This window comes from Nocardioides sp. YR527, assembly GCF_900101045.1.
In the GTDB taxonomy this organism is placed as follows: domain Bacteria; phylum Actinomycetota; class Actinomycetes; order Propionibacteriales; family Nocardioidaceae; genus Nocardioides.
On record NZ_FNFN01000002.1, the window covers coordinates 87,423 to 111,156 of the forward strand.

The 23,734-nt window shown below is 68.3% G+C and carries 18 protein-coding genes; 6 read left to right on the plus strand and 12 right to left on the minus strand.

The features are described 5' to 3' along the window. Positions 1 to 20 precede the first annotated feature (20 nt). The gene (locus BLT25_RS04880; RefSeq protein WP_091042709.1) at positions 21 to 1,379 is read left to right on the plus strand and encodes an MFS transporter; all 1,359 of its coding nucleotides are present in this window, start codon (positions 21 to 23) and stop codon (positions 1,377 to 1,379) included. Between the two features lie 18 nt (positions 1,380 to 1,397). After that, the gene (locus BLT25_RS04885; RefSeq protein WP_143033636.1) at positions 1,398 to 2,360 is read left to right on the plus strand and encodes an ornithine cyclodeaminase family protein; all 963 of its coding nucleotides are present in this window, start codon (positions 1,398 to 1,400) and stop codon (positions 2,358 to 2,360) included. A 126-nt stretch (positions 2,361 to 2,486) separates the two neighbouring features. Here the strand turns inward: BLT25_RS04885 and BLT25_RS04890 are convergent, their stop codons facing one another. Both BLT25_RS04890 and BLT25_RS04895 read right to left on the minus strand, forming a co-directional pair. Continuing rightward, positions 2,487 to 3,419, minus strand: coding sequence for an NUDIX domain-containing protein (locus tag BLT25_RS04890; RefSeq protein WP_256328457.1), 933 nt, complete (start codon positions 3,417 to 3,419; stop codon positions 2,487 to 2,489). Then, positions 3,419 to 4,651, minus strand: coding sequence for a geranylgeranyl reductase family protein (locus tag BLT25_RS04895; protein WP_091042715.1), 1,233 nt, complete (start codon positions 4,649 to 4,651; stop codon positions 3,419 to 3,421). Before BLT25_RS04895 ends, BLT25_RS04890 begins: the two co-directional genes overlap by 1 nt. 126 nt (positions 4,652 to 4,777) lie before the next feature. Here BLT25_RS04895 and BLT25_RS04900 point away from each other — a divergent pair, with 126 nt between their 5' ends. From BLT25_RS04900 to BLT25_RS04910, 3 genes are read left to right on the plus strand one after another with little or no spacing between them, the layout of a single operon-like run. After that, positions 4,778 to 5,836 (plus strand): FecCD family ABC transporter permease, encoded by a 1,059-nt coding sequence (locus BLT25_RS04900; protein WP_218131246.1) that lies wholly within the window; start codon positions 4,778 to 4,780, stop codon positions 5,834 to 5,836. A gap of 17 nt (positions 5,837 to 5,853) precedes the next feature. Further along, positions 5,854 to 6,822: an ABC transporter substrate-binding protein gene (locus BLT25_RS04905; protein WP_091042719.1), complete on the plus strand. Its 969-nt coding sequence runs from the start codon at positions 5,854 to 5,856 to the stop codon at positions 6,820 to 6,822. Next, a complete protein-coding gene (locus BLT25_RS04910) occupies positions 6,819 to 7,574 on the plus strand; it encodes an ABC transporter ATP-binding protein (RefSeq protein ID WP_091042722.1) in 756 nt (251 codons plus the stop codon). The genes BLT25_RS04905 and BLT25_RS04910 overlap by 4 nt, the downstream gene beginning before the upstream one ends. A 5-nt stretch (positions 7,575 to 7,579) precedes the next feature. Here BLT25_RS04910 and BLT25_RS04915 read toward each other — a convergent pair whose 3' ends face one another. The 3 genes from BLT25_RS04915 to BLT25_RS04925 form a co-directional block, all read right to left on the minus strand. Continuing rightward, positions 7,580 to 8,065: a pyridoxamine 5'-phosphate oxidase family protein gene (locus BLT25_RS04915; RefSeq protein WP_091042725.1), complete on the minus strand. Its 486-nt coding sequence runs from the start codon at positions 8,063 to 8,065 to the stop codon at positions 7,580 to 7,582. Between the two features lie 76 nt (positions 8,066 to 8,141). Continuing rightward, positions 8,142 to 8,555 (minus strand): DUF4232 domain-containing protein, encoded by a 414-nt coding sequence (locus tag BLT25_RS29725; protein ID WP_176883634.1) that lies wholly within the window; start codon positions 8,553 to 8,555, stop codon positions 8,142 to 8,144. Positions 8,556 to 8,892: 337 nt separating this feature from the next. Next, positions 8,893 to 9,294 (minus strand): winged helix-turn-helix transcriptional regulator, encoded by a 402-nt coding sequence (locus BLT25_RS04925; protein ID WP_091042729.1) that lies wholly within the window; start codon positions 9,292 to 9,294, stop codon positions 8,893 to 8,895. Positions 9,295 to 9,403: 109 nt separating this feature from the next. On the opposite strand from BLT25_RS04925, the gene BLT25_RS04930 reads away from it, so the two are divergent. Further along, complete coding sequence (locus tag BLT25_RS04930) at positions 9,404 to 10,285, plus strand: alcohol dehydrogenase catalytic domain-containing protein (protein ID WP_091042731.1); 882 nt, start codon at positions 9,404 to 9,406, stop codon at positions 10,283 to 10,285. A gap of 63 nt (positions 10,286 to 10,348) precedes the next feature. Here BLT25_RS04930 and BLT25_RS04935 read toward each other — a convergent pair whose 3' ends face one another. From BLT25_RS04935 to BLT25_RS04965, 7 genes are all read right to left on the minus strand, one after another. Further along, positions 10,349 to 14,224 (minus strand): DNA-directed RNA polymerase subunit beta', encoded by a 3,876-nt coding sequence (locus tag BLT25_RS04935; RefSeq protein ID WP_091042734.1) that lies wholly within the window; start codon positions 14,222 to 14,224, stop codon positions 10,349 to 10,351. An 88-nt stretch (positions 14,225 to 14,312) separates the two neighbouring features. Then, positions 14,313 to 17,783, minus strand: coding sequence for a DNA-directed RNA polymerase subunit beta (gene rpoB, locus BLT25_RS04940; protein WP_091042735.1), 3,471 nt, complete (start codon positions 17,781 to 17,783; stop codon positions 14,313 to 14,315). A gap of 348 nt (positions 17,784 to 18,131) precedes the next feature. Continuing rightward, positions 18,132 to 19,040 carry a J domain-containing protein gene (locus BLT25_RS04945; RefSeq protein WP_143033638.1) on the minus strand — a complete coding sequence of 303 codons (909 nt, stop codon included), beginning with the start codon at positions 19,038 to 19,040 and terminating at the stop codon, positions 18,132 to 18,134. After that, positions 19,037 to 19,669, minus strand: coding sequence for a hypothetical protein (locus tag BLT25_RS04950; protein WP_091042739.1), 633 nt, complete (start codon positions 19,667 to 19,669; stop codon positions 19,037 to 19,039). The genes BLT25_RS04945 and BLT25_RS04950 overlap by 4 nt, the downstream gene beginning before the upstream one ends. A gap of 139 nt (positions 19,670 to 19,808) precedes the next feature. Beyond that, a complete protein-coding gene (locus tag BLT25_RS04955; RefSeq protein ID WP_091042742.1) occupies positions 19,809 to 21,077 on the minus strand; it encodes an MCE family protein in 1,269 nt (422 codons plus the stop codon). Continuing rightward, positions 21,074 to 22,576 (minus strand): MCE family protein, encoded by a 1,503-nt coding sequence (locus BLT25_RS04960; RefSeq protein ID WP_091042745.1) that lies wholly within the window; start codon positions 22,574 to 22,576, stop codon positions 21,074 to 21,076. The genes BLT25_RS04955 and BLT25_RS04960 overlap by 4 nt, the downstream gene beginning before the upstream one ends. Continuing rightward, complete coding sequence (locus BLT25_RS04965; RefSeq protein WP_091042749.1) at positions 22,576 to 23,715, minus strand: MCE family protein; 1,140 nt, start codon at positions 23,713 to 23,715, stop codon at positions 22,576 to 22,578. Before BLT25_RS04965 ends, BLT25_RS04960 begins: the two co-directional genes overlap by 1 nt. Between the last annotated feature and the right edge of the window lie 19 nt (positions 23,716 to 23,734).

Consider the following 23,734-nt stretch of genomic DNA (forward strand, 5'->3'; position numbering starts at 1 on the left):
CCAGACCTCGGAGAGAGACCATGTCCGCCACCCCCGCACCGGCCAACCCGCGCTCCCGCGTGCTAGTCGCCAGTCTCATCGGCACGACGATCGAGTTCTACGACTTCTACGCGTACGCGACCGCAGCCGTCCTCGTCTTCCCCGCCCTCTTCTTCCCGGCAGGCGACCCCACCACCGCGCTCCTGGCGAGCTTCGCCGTCTTCGGCGCGGCGATGGTCGCCCGCCCGATCGGCGCGATCTTCTTCGGTCACCTCGGCGACCGGCTCGGCCGCAAGACGACGCTGGTGATCTCGCTGCTCACGATGGGCATCGCGACCTTCCTGATCGGTGCGCTCCCGACGTACGAGACCGTCGGTTGGGTCGCCACCGCGCTGCTCGTGCTGATGCGCCTGGCCCAGGGCTTCGCGCTCGGCGGCGAGTGGAGCGGTGCCGCCCTGGTCGCCACCGAGAACGCCCCCGAGGGCAAGCGCGCGATCTTCGGTACGTTCCCGCAGCTCGGCGCGCCGCTGGGCTTCATCCTCTCCAACGGCCTGTTCCTGGCGATCGCCGCGCTGCTCTCCGCCGAGGGCGCCGACCCGACCAAGCCGTCGGACGCCTTCCTGGCCTGGGGCTGGCGAGTGCCGTTCCTCTTCTCCGCGGTCATGGTCATCGTCGGCCTGTGGGTCCGGCTGCGTCTGGTCGAGAGCGACGTGTTCACCAAGAGCCAGGATGCCGGTCTGGTCCGCAAGGTTCCGCTGGCCTCGGTCGTGCGCAACCAGGGCAAGCAGCTGATCCTCGGCACCTTCTTCATGCTGGCGACGTACGTCCTCTTCTACCTGATGACCGCGTTCTCGCTGTCGTTCGGCACCGCCGCCACGGACCTCCCGGTGCCCGGCCTGGGCTACGGCTACACGACCTTCGTGCTGATGCTGATCTTCGGCGTCATCTTCTTCGGCATCTTCACCATGGTCTCCGGGCCGCTGGCCGAGCGCTTCGGCCGCCGCCGGCTGCTGATCGCGGTCACCCTCGGGATCATCGTCTTCGGCCTGGCCTGGGTGCCGCTGGTCAACGCCGGCACCGTCGGCGTGATCCTCTGGCTGGTCCTCGGCTTCTCCCTGATGGGCCTCACCTTCGGCCCGATGGGCGCGCTGCTGCCGGAGCTGTTCCCGACCAGCGTGCGCTACACCGGCTCCGGCATCTCCTACAACGTCGCCTCGATCCTCGGCGCCGCGGTGGCCCCGTTCATCGCGGTCGCGCTGTGGAAGCAGGCCGACGGCTCGCCCGTCCTGGTCGGCGTCTACCTCTCCGTGATGGCCGTGATCACCCTGATCTCGCTGCTGATCGGTAAGGAGACCAAGGACGTGGCGCTCGAGGAGACCCCGGAGAAGGCCACCGTCTGACCGTCTAACCTGGCGAGGGTGACCGTCAGGATCCTCTCCGCCACAGACGTACGCAGCATGTTCACGCCCCGCCTCGCGCTGGAGTCCCAGCGCGAGGCGTTCACCCGGCTCGGAGCCGGGGAGGCCGTCCAGCCTCCCCGGCTGCTCGTCCCGGGGCCGGACTCGTCGGTCTCCTTCTGCTACTCCTCCCGGATCGCCCACGACGCCCCCGCGGTGAGCAAGTTCGGCAGCGTCAACCCGGCCAACGCCTCCCGCGGCCTGGGTGCCGTGCACTCGGTCATCACAGTTCTCGATGCCGAGACCGGCGCACCGCGCGCGATGATCAACGGTGACAGCGTCACCGAGCTGCGCACCTCGGCCGCGACCACGCTCGCGATGCAGCAGCTGGCGCCGTCCGCCGGGACCGTTCTCGTCGTCGGCACCGGCGCTCAGGCCCGGGCCCACCTCGCGGCCTTCGCCGTGACCCACCCCTCCGCCGACCTACAGGTCTTCGGCAGGAATCCGTCCGCCGCCGCCGAGATCGCCGCCGAGCGCGGTGCCACTGTTCAGGCAGACCTGGAACAGGCCGTACGCAGCGCCGACATCGTCGTCCTCTGCACCTCGTCGCTCACCCCGGTGATCGAGGACGCCTGGGTCACCGACGGCACCACCGTGGCCAGCGTCGGCTCCTTCGCCCCCGACCGCGTCGAGCTGCCGCCGTCGCTACTGGCACGCTCCACGGTCGTCGTCGACCACCGGGCGTCGGCCTTGACCGACTCCGGGCCAGTCGTCGACGCCGTCGCCTCTGGGGCAGTCGACCCGGACCGGGTCGTCGACCTCGGCGCCGTCCTGACCGGCGCAGCCACCCTCCACCGCGCACGAACCGACGTCACCGCCTATCTCTCCGTGGGCGTCGGCGTCCAGGACGCCGCAGCGGCAGCGATGATCCTCACCGCAGCCGACGAGCGGGACGTCGGCAACCGCATCGATCTCGGCCGGTAGCCATGACCCGCAGCCCGACCCCGGCCCTGCCGAGTCGGCGCAAACTGACCAAGATCCGTGTCGAGTCGGCTCGTCATAACGCGCCGACTCGGCGCTGAATTCGGTCAGGACGAGCCGACTCGGCAGCTAGGCCGTTGCTTCGGCAGCCAACGCGACCTTCACCACGTCGAGCAGCGGCAGCGTTCCAAGCTCGTCACGGGTCACCCAACGTACGTCGTCGGTGGTGCCGTTCTGCTCGACCACCGTGGGGATGGCACCGTCGGCGACCGTCGCGGCGAAGATCAGGTGGACGCCGTGGAACTCCTCGTGACGTCCGCTGGGGGCCGTTCCGGTGATGTTGACGTCGTGCACGTCGAGCACGGCGCCGACCTCGCAGGTGAGGCCGCACTCCTCGACCACCTCGCGCTTGAGCGCCTCGCGGGGCTGCTCGCCGAAGTCGACCCCGCCACCGGGCAGCGTCCAGGTGCCCGAGTGGTAGCCGAGCGGCGAGATCCGGGTGAGCAGGATCGCGTCGTCGGAGGGGCGGGTGATGAGCGCGTACGCGGCCAGCCGCTGCATCCGCGACGGCTTGTGCACCTCGAGGGCGTCGGTGACCAGCGGAGACGTCGGGATCTCGCCACTCGTCACCGCGGCCAGGGGCAGCCAGGCCGCCTCCGCGGTGGACCCGTCGACCTCCATCGTCTGCGGTTCGGGAGCGTCGTGGGGCACCCAGCCGTCGTAGACGATCCGGATCGCGTGCGAGTTGACCCGCCGGCCCAGCCGCCAGGCCTTGGCCTGGTGGACGGAGTAGACCCGTGCCTCGACGCCGACCTCGACCGGCACCCCGGCCTCCTCGTAGACCTCGCGCACGACCGCGTCGCGCGGGTCCTCGCCGTGGTCGATGCCGCCGCCGGGCAGCGTCCACCGCTCCTCCGGCGTGACCTTCTCCGAGAGCCGACTGAGCAGGATCTCGGGCTCGGCGGCCGCACCGGCCCGGATGATGACGGCGTACGCCCCCACCCGCTGCACCTTCGGAAGCTTGCGTCGCCGCCCACCGCGGCCCCGATTCCGCGTCGCCATCAGCTGAACGGGGGTCGGGAGTCGAGAGCCAACGAGCGGCGACCGGCCCAGCGCCACACCTTGGCGGCCCGGTCACGGTCCTCGTCGGTGACCAGGTTGCCCATCCACCGCAGGGCCAGTGTCATCAGCCAGTCGGAGCGCATTCCCGCAGGTCCGAGCGTGGATACCAGCTTGGGACGGGTCGCGATCCCGGCCAGACGGCGGGCGATGGAGAAGGCCTCGCCGTAGTGCTCGCGCAGCGTCGCCGGCCAGGCGGTGGCCAGATCCTCGCCCGCGATCAGCGCGTCGGCGACCATCCGCCCGGTCTCCAGGCCGTAGTCGATCCCCTCGCCGTTGAGCGGGTTGACGCACCCGGCGGCATCGCCGATCAGCGCCCAGTTGGCGCCGGCGACACCGGAGACCGCACCACCCATCGGCAGCAGCGCGGACTTCTCCGCCCGCAGCTCGCCCGTGAGCCCGAACTCCTCGCGGCACTGCTCGGTGTAGTGGCGCATAAGCGGTTTGATCGCGACGTCGGCGGGCCGCTTGGAGGTGGCCAGCGCACCGGCGCCGATGTTCACCTCGCCCGAACCCAGCGGGAAGATCCAGCCGTATCCCGGCAGCGCCTCACCGGACTCGTCACGCAGCTCGAGGTGGGAGGAGATCCATTCGTCGTCTGCCTGCTCGGAGGCGATGTAGGCCCGTCCGGCGACGCCATAGACGGTGTCGCGGTGCCACTCCCGGCCCAGCACCTTGCCCAGCGGCGAGCGCACCCCGTCGGCCACCACGACCGACCGGCAGGAAACCTCGTGGCCGCCCTCGAACACGACCGCTGCGATCCGCTCGCCGTCCCACCGCACGTCCACCGCGCGCACGCCGTCGACGGCGGTCGCGCCGGACTTGATCGCCACGGTGCGCAGGTGGTCGTCGAGCTCGGTCCGCGGCACCGCCGACCCCCACGACGGCAGCGTGCCGCCGGGCCAGGGCAGGTGCAGCGTCTGCCCGAAGCCATGCGCCCGCAGGCCCTTCGAGACAGGGTGCGCCCGCAGCCAGTCCTCCAGCCCGAGCCGGACCAGCTCGTGGGTCGCGCGAGGGGTCAGGCCGTCACCGCAGGTCTTGTCACGCGGGAAGACGGCCGCGTCGGTCAGCAGGACATCGACCCCGGCGCGCGCCAGCCAGGCCGCCGCGGCCGAGCCCGCTGGCCCTGCCCCCACGACGAGCACGTCAGCTGACTGCGGAAGGGACAAGGTCATGCGCATATCTTCCCAGAACCGGCCAACGGCCCGCGAAACAACCCTCACCTCCGGCCGAAGCGAGCCTCTGCTAACTTATTGCAAGTTCTTCGCATTAGCCCCGAAGCAGTCTCGGAAGGCCCCCACGTGCACGACCCTCTCGGCGTACGTCGCCGCCGCCGGCGCGCCGTCGTCTGGCTCCTGGGCCTCCTCGCCGCCGCCGTGGTGACGGTCGTGGTCGCCGTCGGGCTGGGCGCTGCGTACGTGAGCCCCGGGACGGTCGCCCAGATCCTCGGCCACCACCTCCTCGGCCTGCCCGAGGCCGGTTGGAAGGCCACCGAGGAGGCGATCGTGTGGAAGGTACGCCTCCCCCGCGTGCTCCTCGGCGCCCTGGTCGGAGCGGGCCTGGCCGTCACCGGCATGGCTCTGCAGGCGATGGTCCGCAACATGCTCGCCGACCCCTACCTGCTCGGGATCAACTCCGGCGCCTCCAGCGGAGCCGCGGCGGCGATCCTCTTCGGTGCGGGCACGGGCCTGGGGGCGTACGCCCTGCCCGGCTCCGCCTTCCTCGGCGCCCTCGCGGCGTCGTTCCTGGTGTTCGCCCTCGCCCGCAGCGGCGGCCGGGTCACCTCGCTGCGACTGCTGCTCTCCGGTGTCGCGGTCGGCTACCTGCTCTACGGCCTGACCAGCTTCCTGATCTTCGCCTCGGGCTCGGCCGAGGGCGCGCGGTCGGTGATGTTCTGGCTGCTCGGCTCGCTCGGCCTGGCCCAGTGGAACGGCCTGCTCGCCGTCGTGGCTGTCGCAGTGCTCGCCACCATCGCCCTGCTGACCCTGTCCGGTCGCGGTCTCGACGCACTCGCGATCGGCGACGAGACCGCCCACACCCTCGGCATCTCCCCCGACCGCTTCCGCACACTGCTGCTGATCGTGGTGGCTCTGACCGTGGGTGTCGTCGTATCCGCCGCCGGCAGCATCGGCTTCGTCGGCCTCGTCGTGCCTCACCTCGCCCGCCGCGCGGTCGGCTCCGCCCACTCCGTGGCGGTCCCGGCCGCCGCCCTCATGGGCGCGATCCTGCTGGTCTGGGCCGACGTGCTCGCCCGCGTGCTCCTCCAGCCCCAGGAGATCCCGATCGGGATCGTCACCGCCCTGCTGGGCGCCCCGTTCCTCATCGTCCTCATCCGGCGCTTCTCCGCGCGCGACGTCTGACCTGTCAGGAGCCACGAATGATCCGCCCCATGCTCGCCACCGCCGCCCTCGTACTGACCACGACCACCGCCTGCGGCGCCGACGCCACCGGTGACGAGGCCACCACGGACGGCTTCCCGGTCACCATCGAGAACTGCGGCGCCGAGGTGACCTTCGAGGCGCCGCCGGAGCGCGTCGTGATGCTGAAGAGCTCCGCCGTCCCCTATCTGCACGCCCTCGGCGTGATGGACCAGGTCGTGGCCAGGGCCGGCGAGTACCCCGCCGACTACTACGACGCCGAGACCCAGTCCGAGCTCGACGACATCCCGCTGCTCACCGACGAGATGGACACCAGCGGCCACCTGCAGATCTCCAAGGAGATCGTGATCGCCGAGGAGCCCGACCTGGTCCTGGGCGAGGTCGACAACCTCTCCCGCGACACCCTCGACGCCGTCGACATCGATCTCCTCGAGGAGCCGGCGATGTGCCCCGAGGGCATCGACGACCCCGGCTTCGACGACGTCTACAGCCAGCTGGAGGCCTACGGGAAGGTATTCGACCGCGAGGACGAGGCCGCCAAGGCTGTCGCTGACCTGCGCAAACGCGTCACCGACCTGGAGAAGGAGAAGGTCGGCGAGGGACGTACGGCCGCCGTGCTCTACCCCACCGTCGGCGGCGGCGTCACCTACGCCTACGGCACCAGGTCGATGGCCCACCCGCAGCTGGAGGCGGCCGGGTTCGAGGACGTCTTCGCCGACGTCGACGAGCGCGTCTTCGAGGTCTCGACCGAGGATCTCCTCGAGCGCGACCCCGACGTGATCATCCTGCTCCACAACGCCGGCGACCCGAAGGAGGTCGAGGAGTCGATCACCCAGCTCGCCGGCGCCGAGGACCTCACCGCGGTCAGGAACGGCGACGTGATGGCCCAGCTGTTCAACTTCACCGAGCCGCCGTCGGCCCTCTCCGTCGACGGCCTCGAGCGGATCATCGACAGGTTCGGCCGGTGATCGAGGCGACGGGCCTGTCCTGGACGTACGCCACCACGACGATCCTCGAAGACGTCGACGTCGCCTCCCACGAGGGCCGGGTGCTTGGTCTGATCGGCCCGAACGGGAGCGGCAAGACGACCCTCCTCCGGCTGCTCTACGGCGCCCTGCGCGGCAGCGGCACCGTCGAGATCGACGGCGACGACCTCGCCACGCTCCCCGCCAAGCAGGTCGCCCGGCGCCTGGCCGTCGTCGTCCAGGAGTCCGGCACCGACACATCTCTGACCGCCGGCGAGATGGTCCTCCTAGGACGTACGCCTCATCTGTCCGCCTTCGCCAGGGCCGGTGAGCACGACCTGGCGATCGCGGCGGAGTGCCTGGAGCGGGTCGGCGGGACCCACCTCGGGCCGCGCTCCTTCGCCGCTCTCTCCGGGGGCGAGCGGCAGCGGGTGCTCATCGCCCGGGCGCTGGCGCAGGAGGCGACCCACCTGCTCCTCGACGAGCCGACGAACCACCTCGACATCCGCTACCAGCACGAGATCCTGTCCCTGGTGCGGAAGCTCGGGACGACGGCGATCGTCGTGCTCCACGACCTCAACCTGGCAGCTCGCTACTGCGACGACCTGGTGCTGCTCGACCAGCGCCGCGTCGCCGCGCGCGGCACCGTCGACGAGGTGCTCCGCCCCGAGATCCTGGAGCCGGTCTACGACATCGGCATCGAGCGGCTCGAGCTGCGCAAGGAGATCCACCTCCTCTTCCGCCCCGCGACCTGACCCGCTCAGAGCTCCGGGTCCGCCTCGACCCTGGTCTCGGGTGCGGCCTCGTCGTCCGGGTCGACGCCGGGAAGGTGCGCCTCCCAGAGCTCGACCTCCATCACGTAGAGCCGCAGCGACGCCTCGCCGCGCAGCTGCTCCGGCTTGAACGCCCGAGCCGTCCCGACCAGCCGGTGGAACGCCACCTCGCAGCGTTTCTCGAGCTCGAAGTCGGGCACCTGGCGCGCCATCCCGGTGACGTACGCAGCGCTCGCCCCGGATCCCGGCAGCACCGAGGAGTCGAAGATGACTCCGGCCACGCGCGGGTCGCGGACGATATTGCGGGAGTGCTGCGCATCGGGCGCCGAGACCCAGTAGAGGTCTCGGTAGCCGTCGTGGGAGAAGTAGACCGGCGAGGTACGCGGGCGCCCGTCGGGATCCGAGGTCGCCAACACCAGGTAGGCGACCTCGTCGACGATCCCGCGGACGTGTCTGTCCAGATCAGCTGCCATACCCCAGAGGGTAAACAATTTTCCCAGCGGTGACCTGCGTATATGCGCGGCAGCTCGAGGCCGTGCTCGGGCGCTCCTAGTGGAACGCGTGATGAGACAGGAGCGACACGTTCTTGTCCGCACACCCGGTCGTCCGGTGGCGGACGAACTGGGAGTCGTAGGAGTCCGGCACGAAGACCCGGAACCCGTCCACCTCGGTCGGCCTGCAGTCTGAGGCCGGGTAGTTCTCGGCCGTCGACTCGGAGATCTCGCTGACCGCCACCTGACCCGGCTTCATGATCACCGTGCGCCACTTGCCCTCACGCGCCGCGGGCGCGCCGACCTGGGTGCCGTCGCCACCCCCGACGTACGACAGCCCGCCGAAGCCACCGAGGGCACACGCTTGGTCGGAGACGTTGGTCAGCGTGATCTCGCCGAACCGTGAGCCCGCGCCCGCGTCGGTCGCGCGATAGCCGGCCTTCAGGTCGGTGTTGGCGCACTTCGGCGTCACCGGATCCGCCGGCGCAGGGTCGGAAGAAGAAGACTCAGTCCTCACCGGCGAACCCCCCGTGGCCGCCGGTGAGGACTGAGTCGGGGACGATGCCGTGCTGCTCGCTTGGGAGGGGTCCGCGGTCCCGGAGGCAGATGGTGACGCGTCGACCGCCCCGTCCGTCGTCGACGCACAACCTCCCGCCGCGAGCACGCCGAGGATCCCGAGACCGACCATCATCAGCCGCATGTGCCGCATCGTCGCTCCTCGAGTAGCAGACAATTCATCGTCCCACCCTGAGACGTGCGGGCGTCCCGGTCCGTTGCATCTCATTTCGAGATTTCTTCAGACCCTGCCGTCAGGGCCTGCCGTCGTACGCCGTCCGAGCAGCGTCGACCTCCGGCATGTGCTCCTCGGCCCAGGCCTTGAGATGGCCGAGGACCGGAAGCAGCGTCTGGCCGAGCGTGGTGAGCTCGTAGTCGGTCCGCACCGGCACCGACGGGGTCACCGTGCGGATCAGCAGACCGTCGCGCTCCATCTTCCGCAGCGACTGGGTCAGCATCTTCTGGCTCACGCCCTCGATCTGCGAGGCCAGCTCCGAATATCTCAGCGGGCCGCGGAGCCCCAGCGCCACGATCGCCAGGCTCACCCACTTGTCACCGATCGTGTCCAGCAGCCGCCGGCTCGGACACAGCGCGTTGAACGCGTCGAATCCGCTGTGCTCGAACCCGCTCGGCCGCTCGGCCGTCGTCGTCCCCATGGCAGACCTCCAGGTGCGTACGCCACTTCAAAGTGCCTTCTTCCCAAAGGAGAGTAGGGCACCGAAAGTAGTACTGCAAGGACGCCATCCACCGCAAAGGACGAACACCATGTACGCACTCATCTCCCGCGCCGGCGACCCGACCCCGCGCCTCGAGGAGCTCCCGGCACAGCCGCTCGGCCCCGACGACATCCGGGTCGAGGTCGCCGCAGCCGGCTTCACCCTCTTCGACGCCTTCGTCGCCGCCGACCACGCGCCCATCGGCCTGCCCGACGTGATCGGGCTCGGCTTCGACTTCAGCGGGGTGGTCACCGAGATCGGCGAGGCCGTCTCCGGATTCGCCGTCGGCGACCGGGTCGCCGGGTTCCACGGCAACCCGGCCGCAGGCACCCGCGCCCACGCGACCGAGGTGGTCCTCGCCGCCGCCGACGCGGCCGCCCTGCCCGACGGCCTCGCCCTCGAGGCAGCCGCCGCGGCCCCGCTCAACGCCCTCACCGCCCGCCAGGCGCTCGACCTGCTGGGCACCGAGCGCGGCAGCCTCCTCGTCACCGGAGCCGCCGGCGGCGTCGGCCTGTGGGCACTGGCTCTCGCCAAAGCCGACGGTTGGACGGTCCACGCCCTGGTACGCCCCGGCATCGAGCATCTCGCCACCGGCGCCGACCACACCCTCACGGAGATCGAGCCGGGCGCCCACGACGCCGTCCTCGACCTGGCGGCCCTGAACGAACCGGCCCTGGCAGGCGTACGCGACAACGGCCGCTACGTCAGCGTCAAGCCCGGCCGGGCCCCGGAGCCGGAGCGCGGCATCGAGGTCTCGACGGTGATGAGCCACGCCGACGGGGCGGCGCTCGCCGATCTCCTCCAGCTGGCCGCCGACGGCACCGTGCCGACCCGGATCGCCGCGACCCGCCCGCTCAGCAAGGCCGCCGAGGCCTACCAGGAGGCCGTGGCCGCACCCGGGTCCGACGGGCGCTGGCTCATCGTGCCTTGAGGACGTACACATGGCGAAGGCCCCGCCTCCCGAGGGAGGCGGGGCCTTGCGCTGACTACTGGACTACGACTGGTAGGAACCGAAGTCGAAGTCGTCCAGCGCGACGGCCTGGCCGCCGGTGTTGCCGAACTCGTAGTCGTAGTTGTCGTAACCGGTCACGGAGTACGCCGCGGCGCGAGCCTCATCGGTCGGCTCGACCTTGATGTTCCGGTAGCGCTCCAGGCCGGTGCCGGCCGGGATGAGCTTACCGATGATGACGTTCTCCTTCAGACCGCGCAGCGAGTCGGAGCGGCCGTTGATGGCGGCGTCGGTGAGGACGCGGGTGGTCTCCTGGAAGGAGGCCGCCGACAGCCAGGACTCGGTGGCGAGCGAGGCCTTGGTGATGCCCATCAGCTCCGGACGACCCGAGGCCGGCTTGCCGCCCTCGGAGACCACGCGCCGGTTCTCCGACTCGAAGTCGATACGGTCGGCCAGGTCGGACGGCAGCAGGTTGGTGTCACCGGACTCGAGCACCGTGATCCGGCGCAGCATCTGCCGCACGATGATCTCGATGTGCTTGTCGTGGATGGACACACCCTGGGACCGGTAGACCTGCTGGACCTCGTCGACGAGGTGCTGCTGGGTCTTGCGGACACCGAGGATACGCAGGACCTCCTTGGGGTCCGGCGTACCGATGGTCAGCGGAGCACCGACCTCGATGTGGTCACCGTCGGCAACCCGCAGACGCGAGCGGCGCGACACCACGTACTCCTTGACCTCGGAGCCGTCGTCCGGGGTGACCAGGACCTTGCGGGCCTTGTCGGTCTCCTCGATCTCGACGCGACCGGCGACCTCGGAGATCGGCGTGACACCCTTCGGCGTACGCGCCTCGAAGAGCTCGACGACACGCGGCAGACCCTGCGTGATGTCGTCGGCCGAGGCCACACCACCGGTGTGGAACGTACGCATGGTCAGCTGGGTGCCGGGCTCACCGATGGACTGGGCGGCGATGATGCCGACCGCCTCACCGATGTCGACGAGCTTGCCGGTGGCCAGCGAGCGGCCGTAGCACTTGGCACACGTACCCGTGCGGGCCTCACAGGTGAGAACCGAACGGACCTTGACCTCGGTGATGCCGGCGCGAACCAGCTCCTCGATCTTGACGTCGCCCAGGTCCTCGCCGGCGACCGCGAGAACCTCGCCGGTCGACGGGTGCTCGATGTCGACGGCAGCCGTGCGAGCGTACGCAGCGGTCTCGGCGTTGTCGTCCTTGACGACGACGCCGCCCTGGTCGACACCGATGACCTTCGGCAGACCGCGCTCGGTGCCGCAGTCGTCCTCACGGATGATGACGTCCTGCGAGACGTCCACCAGACGACGGGTCAGGTAACCCGAGTCGGCGGTACGCAGCGCGGTGTCGGCCAGACCCTTACGAGCACCGTGGGTGGAGATGAAGTACTCCAGGACGGAGAGACCCTCGCGGAAGTTCGACTTGATCGGCCGCGGGATGATCTCGCCCTTCGGGTTGGCCACCAGGCCTCGCATGGCGCCGACCTGGCGGATCTGGTTGAAGTTACCCGAAGCACCCGAGGTGACCTGCATGAAGATCGGGTTCTTGCGGTCGAACGCCGCCTCCATGGCAGCACCGACGACCTTGGCGGCCTCGGTCCAGATCTCGACGAGCTCCTGACGGCGCTCCTCGTCGGTGACCAGACCACGCTCGAACTGCTTCTGCACCTTGGCAGCCTGCGTCTCGAACGTCTCCAGGATCTCGGCCTTGTTCGGCGGCGTGGTGACGTCGTCGATGGAGACCGTGACACCCGAACGGGTGGCCCAGTGGAAGCCGTTGTCCTTGAGCGCGTCCAGCGACGCCGCGACCTCGACCTTGGTGTAACGCTCGGCCAGGTCGTTGATGATCGCGCCGAGCTGCTTCTTACCGACCTCGTAGTTCACGAAGGGGTAGTCGGCGGGGAGGGTGTCGTTGAAGATCACCCGGCCCAGCGTGGTCTCGAGGACGATCGGGTCGCCCGCGGTCCAGCCCTCCGGCACGTCGTAGCCGATCGGCGGGACGATGTCGTCGAGGCGGATCTTGATCTTCGACTGCAGCGTGATCTCGAGGTGGTCGAAGGCCATGATGGCCTCGGCCGGGGACGAGAAGGCACGGCCCTCGCCGACCTCACCCTCGCGGTCGGAGGTGATGAAGTACAGACCGATGATCATGTCCTGGGTCGGCATGGTGACCGGACGACCGTCGGACGGCTTGAGGATGTTGTTGGTCGAGAGCATCAGGATGCGAGCCTCGGCCTGGGCCTCCGCCGACAGCGGCAGGTGGACAGCCATCTGGTCACCGTCGAAGTCCGCGTTGAACGCGGTGCAGACGAGCGGGTGCAGCTGGATGGCCTTACCCTCGATCAGCTGGGGCTCGAAGGCCTGGATGCCGAGGCGGTGCAGGGTGGGCGCACGGTTCAGCAGAACCGGGTGCTCGGTGATGACCTCTTCGAGGACGTCCCACACGACCGGGCGAGCACGCTCGACCATCCGCTTGGCGGACTTGATGTTCTGAGCGTGGCTCAGGTCCACCAGGCGCTTCATCACGAACGGCTTGAACAGCTCCAGGGCCATCTGCTTCGGCAGACCGCACTGGTGCAGCTTGAGCTGCGGACCAGAGACGATGACCGAACGGCCGGAGTAGTCGACGCGCTTACCGAGCAGGTTCTGACGGAAGCGACCCTGCTTGCCCTTGAGCATGTCGGAGAGCGACTTCAGCGGACGGTTGCCCGGCCCGGTGACCGGGCGGCCACGGCGACCGTTGTCGAACAGCGAGTCGACGGCCTCCTGCAGCATCCGCTTCTCGTTGTTCACGATGATCTCGGGGGCACCGAGGTCGAGGAGACGCTTGAGGCGGTTGTTGCGGTTGATCACACGACGGTAGAGGTCGTTGAGGTCGGAGGTCGCGAAGCGGCCACCGTCGAGCTGCACCATCGGGCGCAGGTCCGGCGGGATGACCGGGACGGCGTCGAGCACCATGCCGGTCGGCTGGTTGCCGGTCTTGCGGAAGGCGTCGACGACCTTGAGACGCTTGAGGGCGCGGACCTTGCGCTGACCCTTGCCGGTGGCGATGGTCTCGCGGAGGTTCTCGACCTCGGCCTCGATGTCGAAGTTCTCGAGGCGCTTCTGGATCGCCGTGGCGCCCATGTGGCCCTCGAAGTACTTCCCGAACCAGGTCTTCATCTCGCGGTAGAGGAGCTCGTCGCCCATGAGGTCCTGGACCTTCAGGTTCTTGAAGGTGTCCCAGACCTCGTCGAGACGGTTGACCTCACGCTCGGTGCGGTCACGCAGCTGCTTCATCTCGCGCTCGGCGCCGTCCTTGACCTTGCGCTTGGCGTCGGACTTGGCGCCCTCGGCCTCGAGCGCGGCCAGGTCGGTCTCGAGCTTCTTGGCGCGGTCGTTGATCGCCACGTCGAGCCGGCCGGTCAGCATCTTGCGCTGCTGGTCGACCTTCGCCTCGAGCGAGGACAGGTCGCGGTGACGCGCGTCCTCGTCGACGGAGGTGATCATGTACGCAGCGAAGTAGATGACCTTCTCCAGGTCCTTCGGAGCGAGGTCGAGCAGGTAGCCCAGCCGCGACGGAACGCCCTTGAAGTACCAGATGTGGGTCACCGGGGCGGCGAGCTCGATGTGGCCCATCCGCTCGCGGCGTACCTTGGAGCGGGTGACCTCGACGCCGCAGCGCTCGCAGATGATGCCCTTGAAGCGCACGCGCTTGTACTTGCCGCAGTAGCACTCCCAGTCCCGGGTGGGACCGAAGATCTTCTCGCAGAAGAGGCCGTCACGCTCGGGCTTGAGCGTGCGGTAGTTGATGGTCTCAGGCTTCTTGACCTCGCCGTGGCTCCACGCGCGGATCTCGTCCGCGGTGGCCAGGCCGATCTTGAGCTGATCGAAGAAGTTGACGTCGAGCACGGTGGCTTCCAGTTCCTTCGTTAGTTCTTGGAAAGTTCAAAGGGGACTGAGGGAGGGGAGGTACGCCCGGAGGCGCACCTCCCGCTCGTCAGACTTCCTCTACGGAAGAGGGCTCGCGACGGGAGAGGTCGATGCCGAGCTCCTCGGCGGCGCGGAAGACGTCTTCCTCCGCGTCACGGAGCTCGATCGCCGAACCGTCCTGGCTCAGCACCTCGACGTTCAGGCACAGCGACTGCATCTCCTTGACGAGAACCTTGAACGACTCCGGGATACCCGAGTCGGGGATGTTCTCGCCCTTGACGATCGCCTCGTACACCTTCACACGGCCGGGCACGTCGTCCGACTTGATGGTGAGGAGCTCCTGCAGGGCGTAGGCGGCGCCGTACGCCTCCATCGCCCAGACCTCCATCTCACCGAAGCGCTGGCCACCGAACTGGGCCTTACCGCCGAGCGGCTGCTGGGTGATCATCGAGTACGGACCGGTCGAACGCGCGTGGATCTTGTCGTCGACCAGGTGGTGCAGCTTGAGGATGTACATGTAGCCCACGGCCACCGGCTCCGGGAACGGCTCGCCGGAGCGACCGTCGAAGAGGCGGGCCTTGCCGTCGGTGCCGACCACACGCCGACCGTCCCGGTTGGGGAGGGTCGCGCTGAGCAGACCGGTGATCTCGTCCTCACGCGCGCCGTCGAAGACCGGGGTGGCCACCTTGGTGCCCGGCTCGGCCTTGTCGGCGTGGATCTTGATGAGGCGCTGCTTCCAGGCGCTGTCCTCGGGGTCCTCGGAGAGGTTGAGGTCCCAGCCCTGCTTGGCGAGCCAGCCGAGGTGGAGCTCCAGGACCTGTCCGATGTTCATACGACGCGGAACACCGAGCGGGTTGAGCAGAACGTCGACCGGGGTGCCGTCCTCCATGAACGGCATGTCCTCGACCGGCAGGATCTTCGCGATGACGCCCTTGTTGCCGTGACGGCCGGCGAGCTTGTCACCCACGGAGATCTTGCGCTTCTGCGCCACGTAGACCCGAACCAGCTGGTTCACGCCCGGGGGCAGCTCGTCGCCCTCCTCACGGTCGAAGACGCGGACACCGATGACGGTGCCCTCCTCGCCGTGCGGAACCTTCATCGAGGTGTCGCGGACCTCGCGCGCCTTCTCACCGAAGATCGCGCGGAGCAGACGCTCCTCCGGGGTCAGCTCGGTCTCGCCCTTCGGGGTGACCTTGCCGACCAGGATGTCACCGGTGGTGACCTCGGCGCCGATGCGGATGATGCCGCGCTCGTCGAGGTCGGCCAGCATCTCCTCGGAGACGTTCGGGATGTCCCGGGTGATCTCCTCCGGACCCAGCTTGGTGTCGCGGGCGTCGACCTCGTGCTCCTCGATGTGGATCGAGGTGAGGTAGTCCTGCTGCACCAGACGCTGGGAGAGGATGATCGCGTCCTCGTAGTTGTGGCCCTGCCACGACTGGAAGGCGACCAGGAGGTTGGCACCCAGCGCCATCTCGGCACCCTGGGTCGCCGGACCGTCGGCCAGCGGGGAGCCGACCTCGACCCGGGCGCCCTCGTCGACCAGCGGCTGCTGGTTGACGCAGTTGCCCTGGTTGGAGCGCTCGAACTTCGCGAGCTTGTAGGAGGTGTAGGTGCCGTCGTCGTTGAGGGTCTCGATCAGGTCGGAGGAGACCTCCTTGACCACACCGGCCTTCTTCGCGACGAGCACGTCACCGGCGTCGACAGCCGCGCGGTACTCGATGCCCGTGCCGACCAGCGGCGAGTCGCTGCGGACCAGCGGCACCGCCTGACGCTGCATGTTGGCGCCCATGAGCGCACGGTTGGCGTCGTCGTGCTCGAGGAACGGGATCAGCGCGGTCGCGACCGACACCATCTGGCGCGGCGAGACGTCGATGTAGTCGACCTCGTCGGCCAGGAGCTCGGAGACCTCACCGTCGCGCTGGCGGACCAGCACGCGCTCGGTCGCGAACTTCATGTTCTCGTCGACGGCCGCGTTGGCCTGCGCGATGACGTAGCGGTCCTCGTCGTCGGCGGTCAGGTAGTCGATCTTGTCGGTGACGACGCCGTTCTCCACCTTGCGGTAGGGCGTCTCGACGAAGCCGAACGGGTTGATCCGGCCGAAGGAGGCCAGCGAACCGATCAGACCGATGTTGGGACCTTCAGGGGTCTCGATCGGACACATCCGGCCGTAGTGCGACGGGTGGACGTCTCGGACCTCCATGCCGGCGCGGTCACGGGAGAGACCACCCGGGCCGAGAGCCGACAGACGCCGCTTGTGCGTCAGGCCCGCGAGCGGGTTGTTCTGGTCCATGAACTGCGACAGCTGCGAGGTGCCGAAGAACTCCTTCAGCGCAGCGACCACGGGACGGATGTTGATCAGGGACTGCGGCGTGATCGCCTCGACGTCCTGGGTCGTCATCCGCTCGCGTACCACCCGCTCCATACGAGCCAGGCCCGTACGCAGCTGGTTCTGGATCAGCTCGCCGACCGTCCGCATCCGGCGGTTGCCGAAGTGGTCGATGTCGTCGGCGGCGATGTCGATCGTGCCCTGCGGCATGTCGAGCTGGGCGCGCCCGTCGTGCAGCGCCACGACGTACTTGATCGTCGCGACGATGTCGTCGACGGTCAGCGTCTGCTGGTCGAAGGCCTCGGTCAGACCGAGCTTCTTGTTGACCTTGTAGCGACCGACCTTGGCGGTGTCGTAGCGCTTCGGGTTGAAGTAGTAGTTGTTCAGCAGCGTCTGCGCGGCCTCACGCGTCGGGGGCTCGCCCGGGCGCAGCTTGCGGTAGATGTCGAGCAGCGCGTCGTCCTGAGCGGTGGTGCTGTCCTTCTCGAGGGTCAGCATCATCGACTCGTACTCGCCGAACTCCTCGCGGATCTGCTCGTTGGTCCAGCCGAGGGCCTTGAGCAGCACCGTGACGTTCTGCTTGCGCTTGCGGTCGAGGCGGACGCCGACCAGGTCGCGCTTGTCGATCTCGAACTCGAGCCAGGCGCCGCGGCTCGGGATCAGCTTGGCGGTGTAGATGTCCTTGTCGGACGTCTTGTCGGCGGTGCGCTCGAAGTAGACGCCCGGGGACCGGACGAGCTGCGAGACGACAACACGCTCGGTGCCGTTGATGACGAAGGTGCCCTGTTCGGTCATGAGCGGGAAGTCGCCCATGAAGACCGTCTGGCCCTTGATCTCACCGGTGTCGTTGTTGGTGAACTCCGCCGAGACATAGAGAGGCGCGGAGTAGGTGAAGTCCTTCTCCTTGCACTCCTCGACGGTGTACTTGGGGTCGTAGAAGACAGGGCTCTCGAACGAGAGGGACATCGTCTCCGAGAAGTCCTCGATCGGGGAGATCTCCTCGAAGATCTCCTGTAGACCGGACTTGTGAGACACGTCCTCGCCCGCTGCTTCGCGGGCGGCGACCTGCTCCTGCCAGCGCTCGTTACCGATCAGCCAGTCGAAGCTGTCGGTCTGGAGGGCGAGGAGCTTGGGAAGCTCGAGAGGCTCTGAGATCTTAGCGAAAGAGATGCGGCGAGGGGTGGAGTCACCCGACGAGGTGCGCGCGGCCAAGAGGAATCCTTCGACAAGGTTCGCAGGTGGATTCGCGCTGCCGACCACCGAACAGCCACCGGGCAGGCTGAGGGGCATATGAAGGCATGCGCAAAGCGCCATAGTACGGCACAAAAGCGCACTTCACAACACCGGGCCCAATTAAAAGTCCGGCGTACCTTCATTCACACCTGCGGCGCTCGAACCTCGGCGTTGTCGGTGCAGTGCCATTGTCGAGCATCGCGGATGATCATGCGCCCCATCGGCACCCCGGGTCAAGCATCCGCGCCAATCGGTCCGATCCACGGAAATGTTATTCCAATCACTTGACAGGTAGCGCAAAGGCCTGGAAGCCCGGCCTGACCTGGCCTAGTCCTTGCTGGGCTGGGTCTCGACCTTGTCCACCAGCCACTCGTCGCCGACCTTGGCCATCGTGAGCATCGCGTACTCCTGGTAGCCGATCGGGGTGCTCCGCTGGGCGTTGGTGACCTGGCGGTCGACCAGCACGAGGATCTGCACGGTGTCCTCGGAGACCCGGATGACACCGGCGTCGACCGGGGCGAGCGTCTTCACCACGGTCTTCGTCTCGGGGACGTTGTCGACGAGCACCGCGAAGAGCCGGTCGTAGTCCTCGCGGTAGTCCTTCGTCATCACGTCGTGAGCCTTGCTCTTCGACTCGTCCATCTTGCTGTAGTCGTAGGAGAGCAACGGGACGACAGCCTTCTTCGCCGCCTCGAGCGCGTCGCCGCCCTGCTCCTCGACGAGGAGCTTGTGGTTGCGGGTGATCTGCTTGCCCACCGCACCCTCGACCGTGCTGGTCGTGACGTTGTTGTTGGAGACGGTGGCGACCTTCTCCTGCCCGAAGAAGACCACGCCCGCAGCGACGACCGCGGCCAGGGCGAGCGCGCCGGCGGCGACCAGGCCCCAAGTCGGGAGCAGCGGCAGCGTACGACCTGCGGCCGCCGTCGCCTCGGCGTCGGGCTCCTCGTCGGCAGGCTCGTCGCCCTCGGGCTCGTCGTCGTCAGGCGCGTCGGCTGCCTCGACGTCGTCCCCCTCGGCCGCAGCCTCCTCGAGAGCGGCCAGCTCCGCGTCGTACGCAGCCCGCTTCTTCTCGTCCAGCAGAACGGCGGCGGCCTCGTTGAGGGTGCGGAAGCGGCGGTCGGTCGGGTCCAGGTCGGCGATCGCGGACTTCCACGCCGCGCGGATGTCGTCGGTGGCGGCATCGGGCTCGACGTCGAGCAGGTCGTACCAGGTCGGACTAGTCATCGTGGAACTCATGGTGTCACCCCTTCGCTGCTTTCGGCCGTAGGAGCTTCCTCGGCGGGGTACCAGTCGTCGACCAGCCACTTCCCGTTCTGCTTCACGAGCTCCACCTCCGTCCGGGCGAGCTGGCGCGCCGCCTCGACGCGCTCCTCGGAGCCCTCCGACTTCGGGTAGGTGATCGCGAGCTCGGCGACGACGAGCACTGTCGCGCTGTCCTCGTCGAGGCCGGCGACACCCGTGCTGTGCACGCTCGTGGTGCGGCCGACACCTTGCTGGACGACGGTGGCCTCGGCGAAGGCGACGTTGCCCAGGAAGCTCTTCTCGAACTTCGGCGTCAGCAGCTCACCCACCCGCTCGCGATACTTCGGCATCGTCTTCTTGTCGGTGCCGACGTCGTCTGGACCGTAGGTGTTGACCCGGTCGACGAACTTGTCGGCCGCCGCCATCACCTGCTCGCGCTGGCTCACCACCGACTCGTCGGCGCCACGGGTCAGCTGCCAGCCGACATAGCCGACGGCAGCAAGGATCACGGCGATCAGCAGGGCCAGGACGCCCCAGCGGAGCAGTGCGCCCCGCTTCGCGGTCGTCTGGTCGGTCTCTGCGCCGGTCTCCGTGTCGGGTCCGGGGTCGGTCGTGGTGCTCAAGACGGATCACTCTCTGTGGTCAGCGGCTCCAGGAGCCATTTCCAAGCGTCAACACCGTACGCCGCGGGCGGTTCGGTGTTGATTCGGCAGCACTCCGGGGCCCCGACCCCGGTCGGCTGCGTGATGGTCAGGGATGCGGCTACTCGGTCTCCATCGGCTGGAGGTAGAGCCACTTCCAGGCGTCCTCGCCGTAGGAGGCGGGAGCAGCGGTCGACACCGTGGTCTCCTCGGCCTCGCCCCAGGTGAGCTCGCCGGTGTCCGGGTCGAAGCTCGCGATCGAGTCGGTGCCACCGACGGCGGCACGCGGCACCTGGCTGGAGCCACGAGGGTTCGACTTGCTCGGGTCCTCGGTGCAGGAGACCTCCGTGTTGAACGGACGGCTCTGCAGGTCCAGCGGGCTGCGCTTCTTCGTGCTCTCGTAGCCCTTCTTGCACGGCGCCTGGGTGGTCAGCGCCAACCCGAAGTGAGCCTGTGCCAGGCCGGGGTGGCCGACGTCGACGACCGCGAAGCTGCCCTCGACGACGACCGGGAAGATCGAGAGCAGGTGCCTGACGCCGGGCAGGTTCTTCTGGACGACCTTGCCGGTCACCAGCACCTCGTTGAGGAGCTCGCTGATCTCCACGTCGTTCTGCTCCAGGAACTGCCGCAGCTCGACCGAGCTGGCCGAGCCACTCTCGATCAGCCTGATCAGGTCCTTGTTGGAGCCGGCCAGGGTGCCGGTGAACAGCTCCAGGTCGGAGGCGAACGACTTGATCGCCGAGCTGCTGTCCAGCTGGCCCTGGAGGACGGTGTTGCTGTCGCGGATCAGCTGGGTGGTGAGGCCGAAGTTCTGGTCGGCGGTCTCGACGAAGGCGGTGCCGGTGTCGATGATGGTCTGCAGGTCCTGACCGGTGCCGGCGAAACCCTTGCCGAGCTCGTCGATGGTCGTCGTGAGCGCCTTCTGGTCGACCGAGTTCACCGTCGTGGTGACGTCCTCGAGGAGCTTCTCGGTCGGCAGCGGCGTGGTCGTCGCGGCGCGGGCGATCTCGGAGCCTTCCTCGAGGTAGGGCCCGCCCTTCGACTGCGGCTGCAGCTCGACGTACTGCTCACCGACGGCGGAGCGGTTGCCGACCACGGCGAGGCTGTCGGCCGGGATCTTGTCCTTCCACTCCTTGTCGATCTTCAGGGTCACGTCGACACCGCTGCGGTTGAGCACGAGCTCACCGACCTGGCCGATCTTGACGCCTCGGTAGTCGACCTCGGCGTCCTCGTAGATGCCGCCGGACTGCTCGAAATGGGCCATCACGACGTAGTGGTCCTTGATGAACAGGGACCCCAGGCGGGCGTAGCGCGCACCGACGAAGCTGACCCCGACGAGGGTGATCAACAAGAAGATCATCAGCTGCATCTTCGTACGGCGGGTGATCATGAGACGCCCTCCTGGTGAGTGTTGCTCGAGGTGCTCAGCGCGGGGATCATCAGCGAGGTCAGCCCCGGGTCGAGCTCCTTGCTCAGCTCGTCGTACGTCACCGCATGCGTCCCTGGAGTCGCCCCGGCACGACAGAACAGGAGCAGCACGCACCCGGAGCCGTCCTCGGTGGTGCTCCCGCCGCTGGTCGAGGGAATCCCGAGCCCGAGCAGGCCGTCGAGCGTCTTCCCGATCGAACCCAGCACACCCGTCACGCAGGCCTGGGGCGCCGAGGTGGACTGTCCGGTCAGCACCTCCTGGCAGGTGTCGATGGCGCTGGCCAGCCCGCCGTCCTTGCAGACGTTCGTGAGGTTGTTCAGCCAGTCGAGAGCCGTCTCCTCGTCCGGGTACGTCTTGAGCTTCCGGTTGATCTCCTCGAGACCCCAGCAGACGGTGCTGCCGACCCGAGGAGCGTTCTGGAGCAGCGTGTCGAGGTTGAGGTCGACGGTGACGTCGAGGTTGACGAAGTCACCCATGTGCAGGTCGCGCGCCGCCTGCGGCGAACCACCGACCGCCGCGTCGACGAACGGATAGGTGAGGATCGTGTTCATCGCCCTGACGAAGTCGTCGCCGGAGTCGGCCAGGTTCGACAGGACCGGCTTGAGGTCCTTGATGATGCCGATGGTGTTGTCCTTGGACGCCCGGATAACGCGTACGCCGGTGTCTCCGAGCCGCTCCAGGGCCTTGAGCATCTTGACCAGGTCGGCGCGCTGCTTGTCGATGCTGGAGATCGCCGAGGGGAGCTCGTCGAGAGCGGCGTCGATGGATCCCATCTGCGCGTTGGTGGCCTTCGCGAGCGCATCGAGCGCCTCGATGGCCGCGACGATCTTCTCCTTGTTGTTGTCGAGGTCGCGCGCCAGCTTCTCCACCTGGTGGAGTACGGAGCGGGCGGAGTCCTCGCGGCCGGCGAGCGCCTTGTTGAGCTCGGTCGAGATCGTCTTCAGCTGGGCGACGCCACCACCGTTGAGCAGCAGGCTCAGCGCACTGAAGACCTCTTCGATCTCCGGGTTGCGGCCGGTCTGCGACAGCGGGATGGTCGAGCCGTCGGCGAGCTTGGTCGACTCGGGCTCGGCCGGCCGCTCCAGCGACACGAACTTCTCGCCCAGCAGGGAGGTCTGCTGGATCGACGCGCGGGCGTTGCTCGGCAGGCTGACGTCCTTCTTCAGCAGCATCTCGACGGTGGCGACACCGTCGTCGAGCCAGATCTTGTTGATCTTGCCGACGTCGATGTCCTCGAGCTTGACGGTCGACTGGGGCACCAGGTCGAGGGTGTCCTCGAACTGCGCGGTGACCGAGATCGCGTCGTCACCGGCGTCCACACCGCCCGGGAGCGGCAGGTCGTAGACGGAGAAGGTGCCGCAGCCGGTCAGCATCAGAGCACCGGCGACCACACCGACGAACGCCTGGACGGCGCGCTTCATCGTCGTCGGCACATTCGGCTTCGAGCTCCGCTTCAGCATTACTTCACCTCCACGAGGCCGCCGAGCGACATGTCATAGGGCACTCCGTAGGACGACCCCGTGCCGAGACCGATCGCCGCGGAGCGGTTCAGCCCCGGCAGCTGCCGGATCTGCGTGCAGATCTCGGCGCTGCTGCCGTTGGTCGCCTGGTCCACGAGGCTGCACAGGAACGAAGCCGGGTTCTCGAGGATCTCGTCGAGGAGCATGGTGATGTTGGCGTTGGTGTCGAGCGTGCCGGTCTCCGGGTTGTACGCCAGACCCAGGTTGTTGAGCGCCAGCGGTGCGGTCCGCAGGCTCTCGTCGAGCGCCTTGCGCTGCCGCACCAGGACCTTGCCGATCCGGTTGAGGCTCTGGATGTCCTCGCGCAGGATCGACTTGTTGTCCCGAACGAACTGGGTCACCTTGGTCAGCGCCACCGAGAGGTTCTTCATCGACGCGGCGAGCTCTTCGCGCTCGCCCTCCAGCATCGAGGAGACCTCGGCGAGCGCCTGGGCGAAGTCGCGTACGGTCTTGTCGTTCTCGGCGAGCGTGCCGATGAAGCCTTCGAGCTGCTCGGCGGAGTCGAAGAACTGCTCGTCGCGGTTGTCGAGCGTCTTGGTCAGCTTGCCGAGGTCGCCGACGGTCGAGTTGATCTTCTCGCCCTGGCCGCCGAGGTTCTTCGCAGTCTGCTGCAGCAGGTCGGTGAGGGCGCCGTTCTTGTTGGCTCCGTCGGGACCGATCGCGACGACGAGGTCGTCGACGCTGGAGTAGATCTGGTCGAGCTCGACCGGGACCGAGGTCTTGGCGGTGCTCAGCACCGCACCGTCGGCCAGCTTCTTGCCGCCGTCGTAGGCGGGCGTGACCTGGACGTAGCGGTCGCCGACGATCGACGGCGAGATGATCACTGCCTTGGCGTCCGCGGGCAGGTCGACGTCGCCCTTGTATTCCAGGGTGACCTTGACGTCGGTGCCGTTCGGCTCGACCGCGGTGACCTTGCCGACGGCGACGCCCAGCACGCGCAGGTCGCTGCCCTCGTAGACGGAGACTGTGCGCGGGAAGTGCGCCACGAGCGTCTTCTCGCCGGTGTCGCGGACCAGTGCCCAGGCCCCGACCCCGAGGACGAGAGCACCGATGATGATCGGGACGATGAACTTGTTCACGCCGCCACCCCCGTAGCGC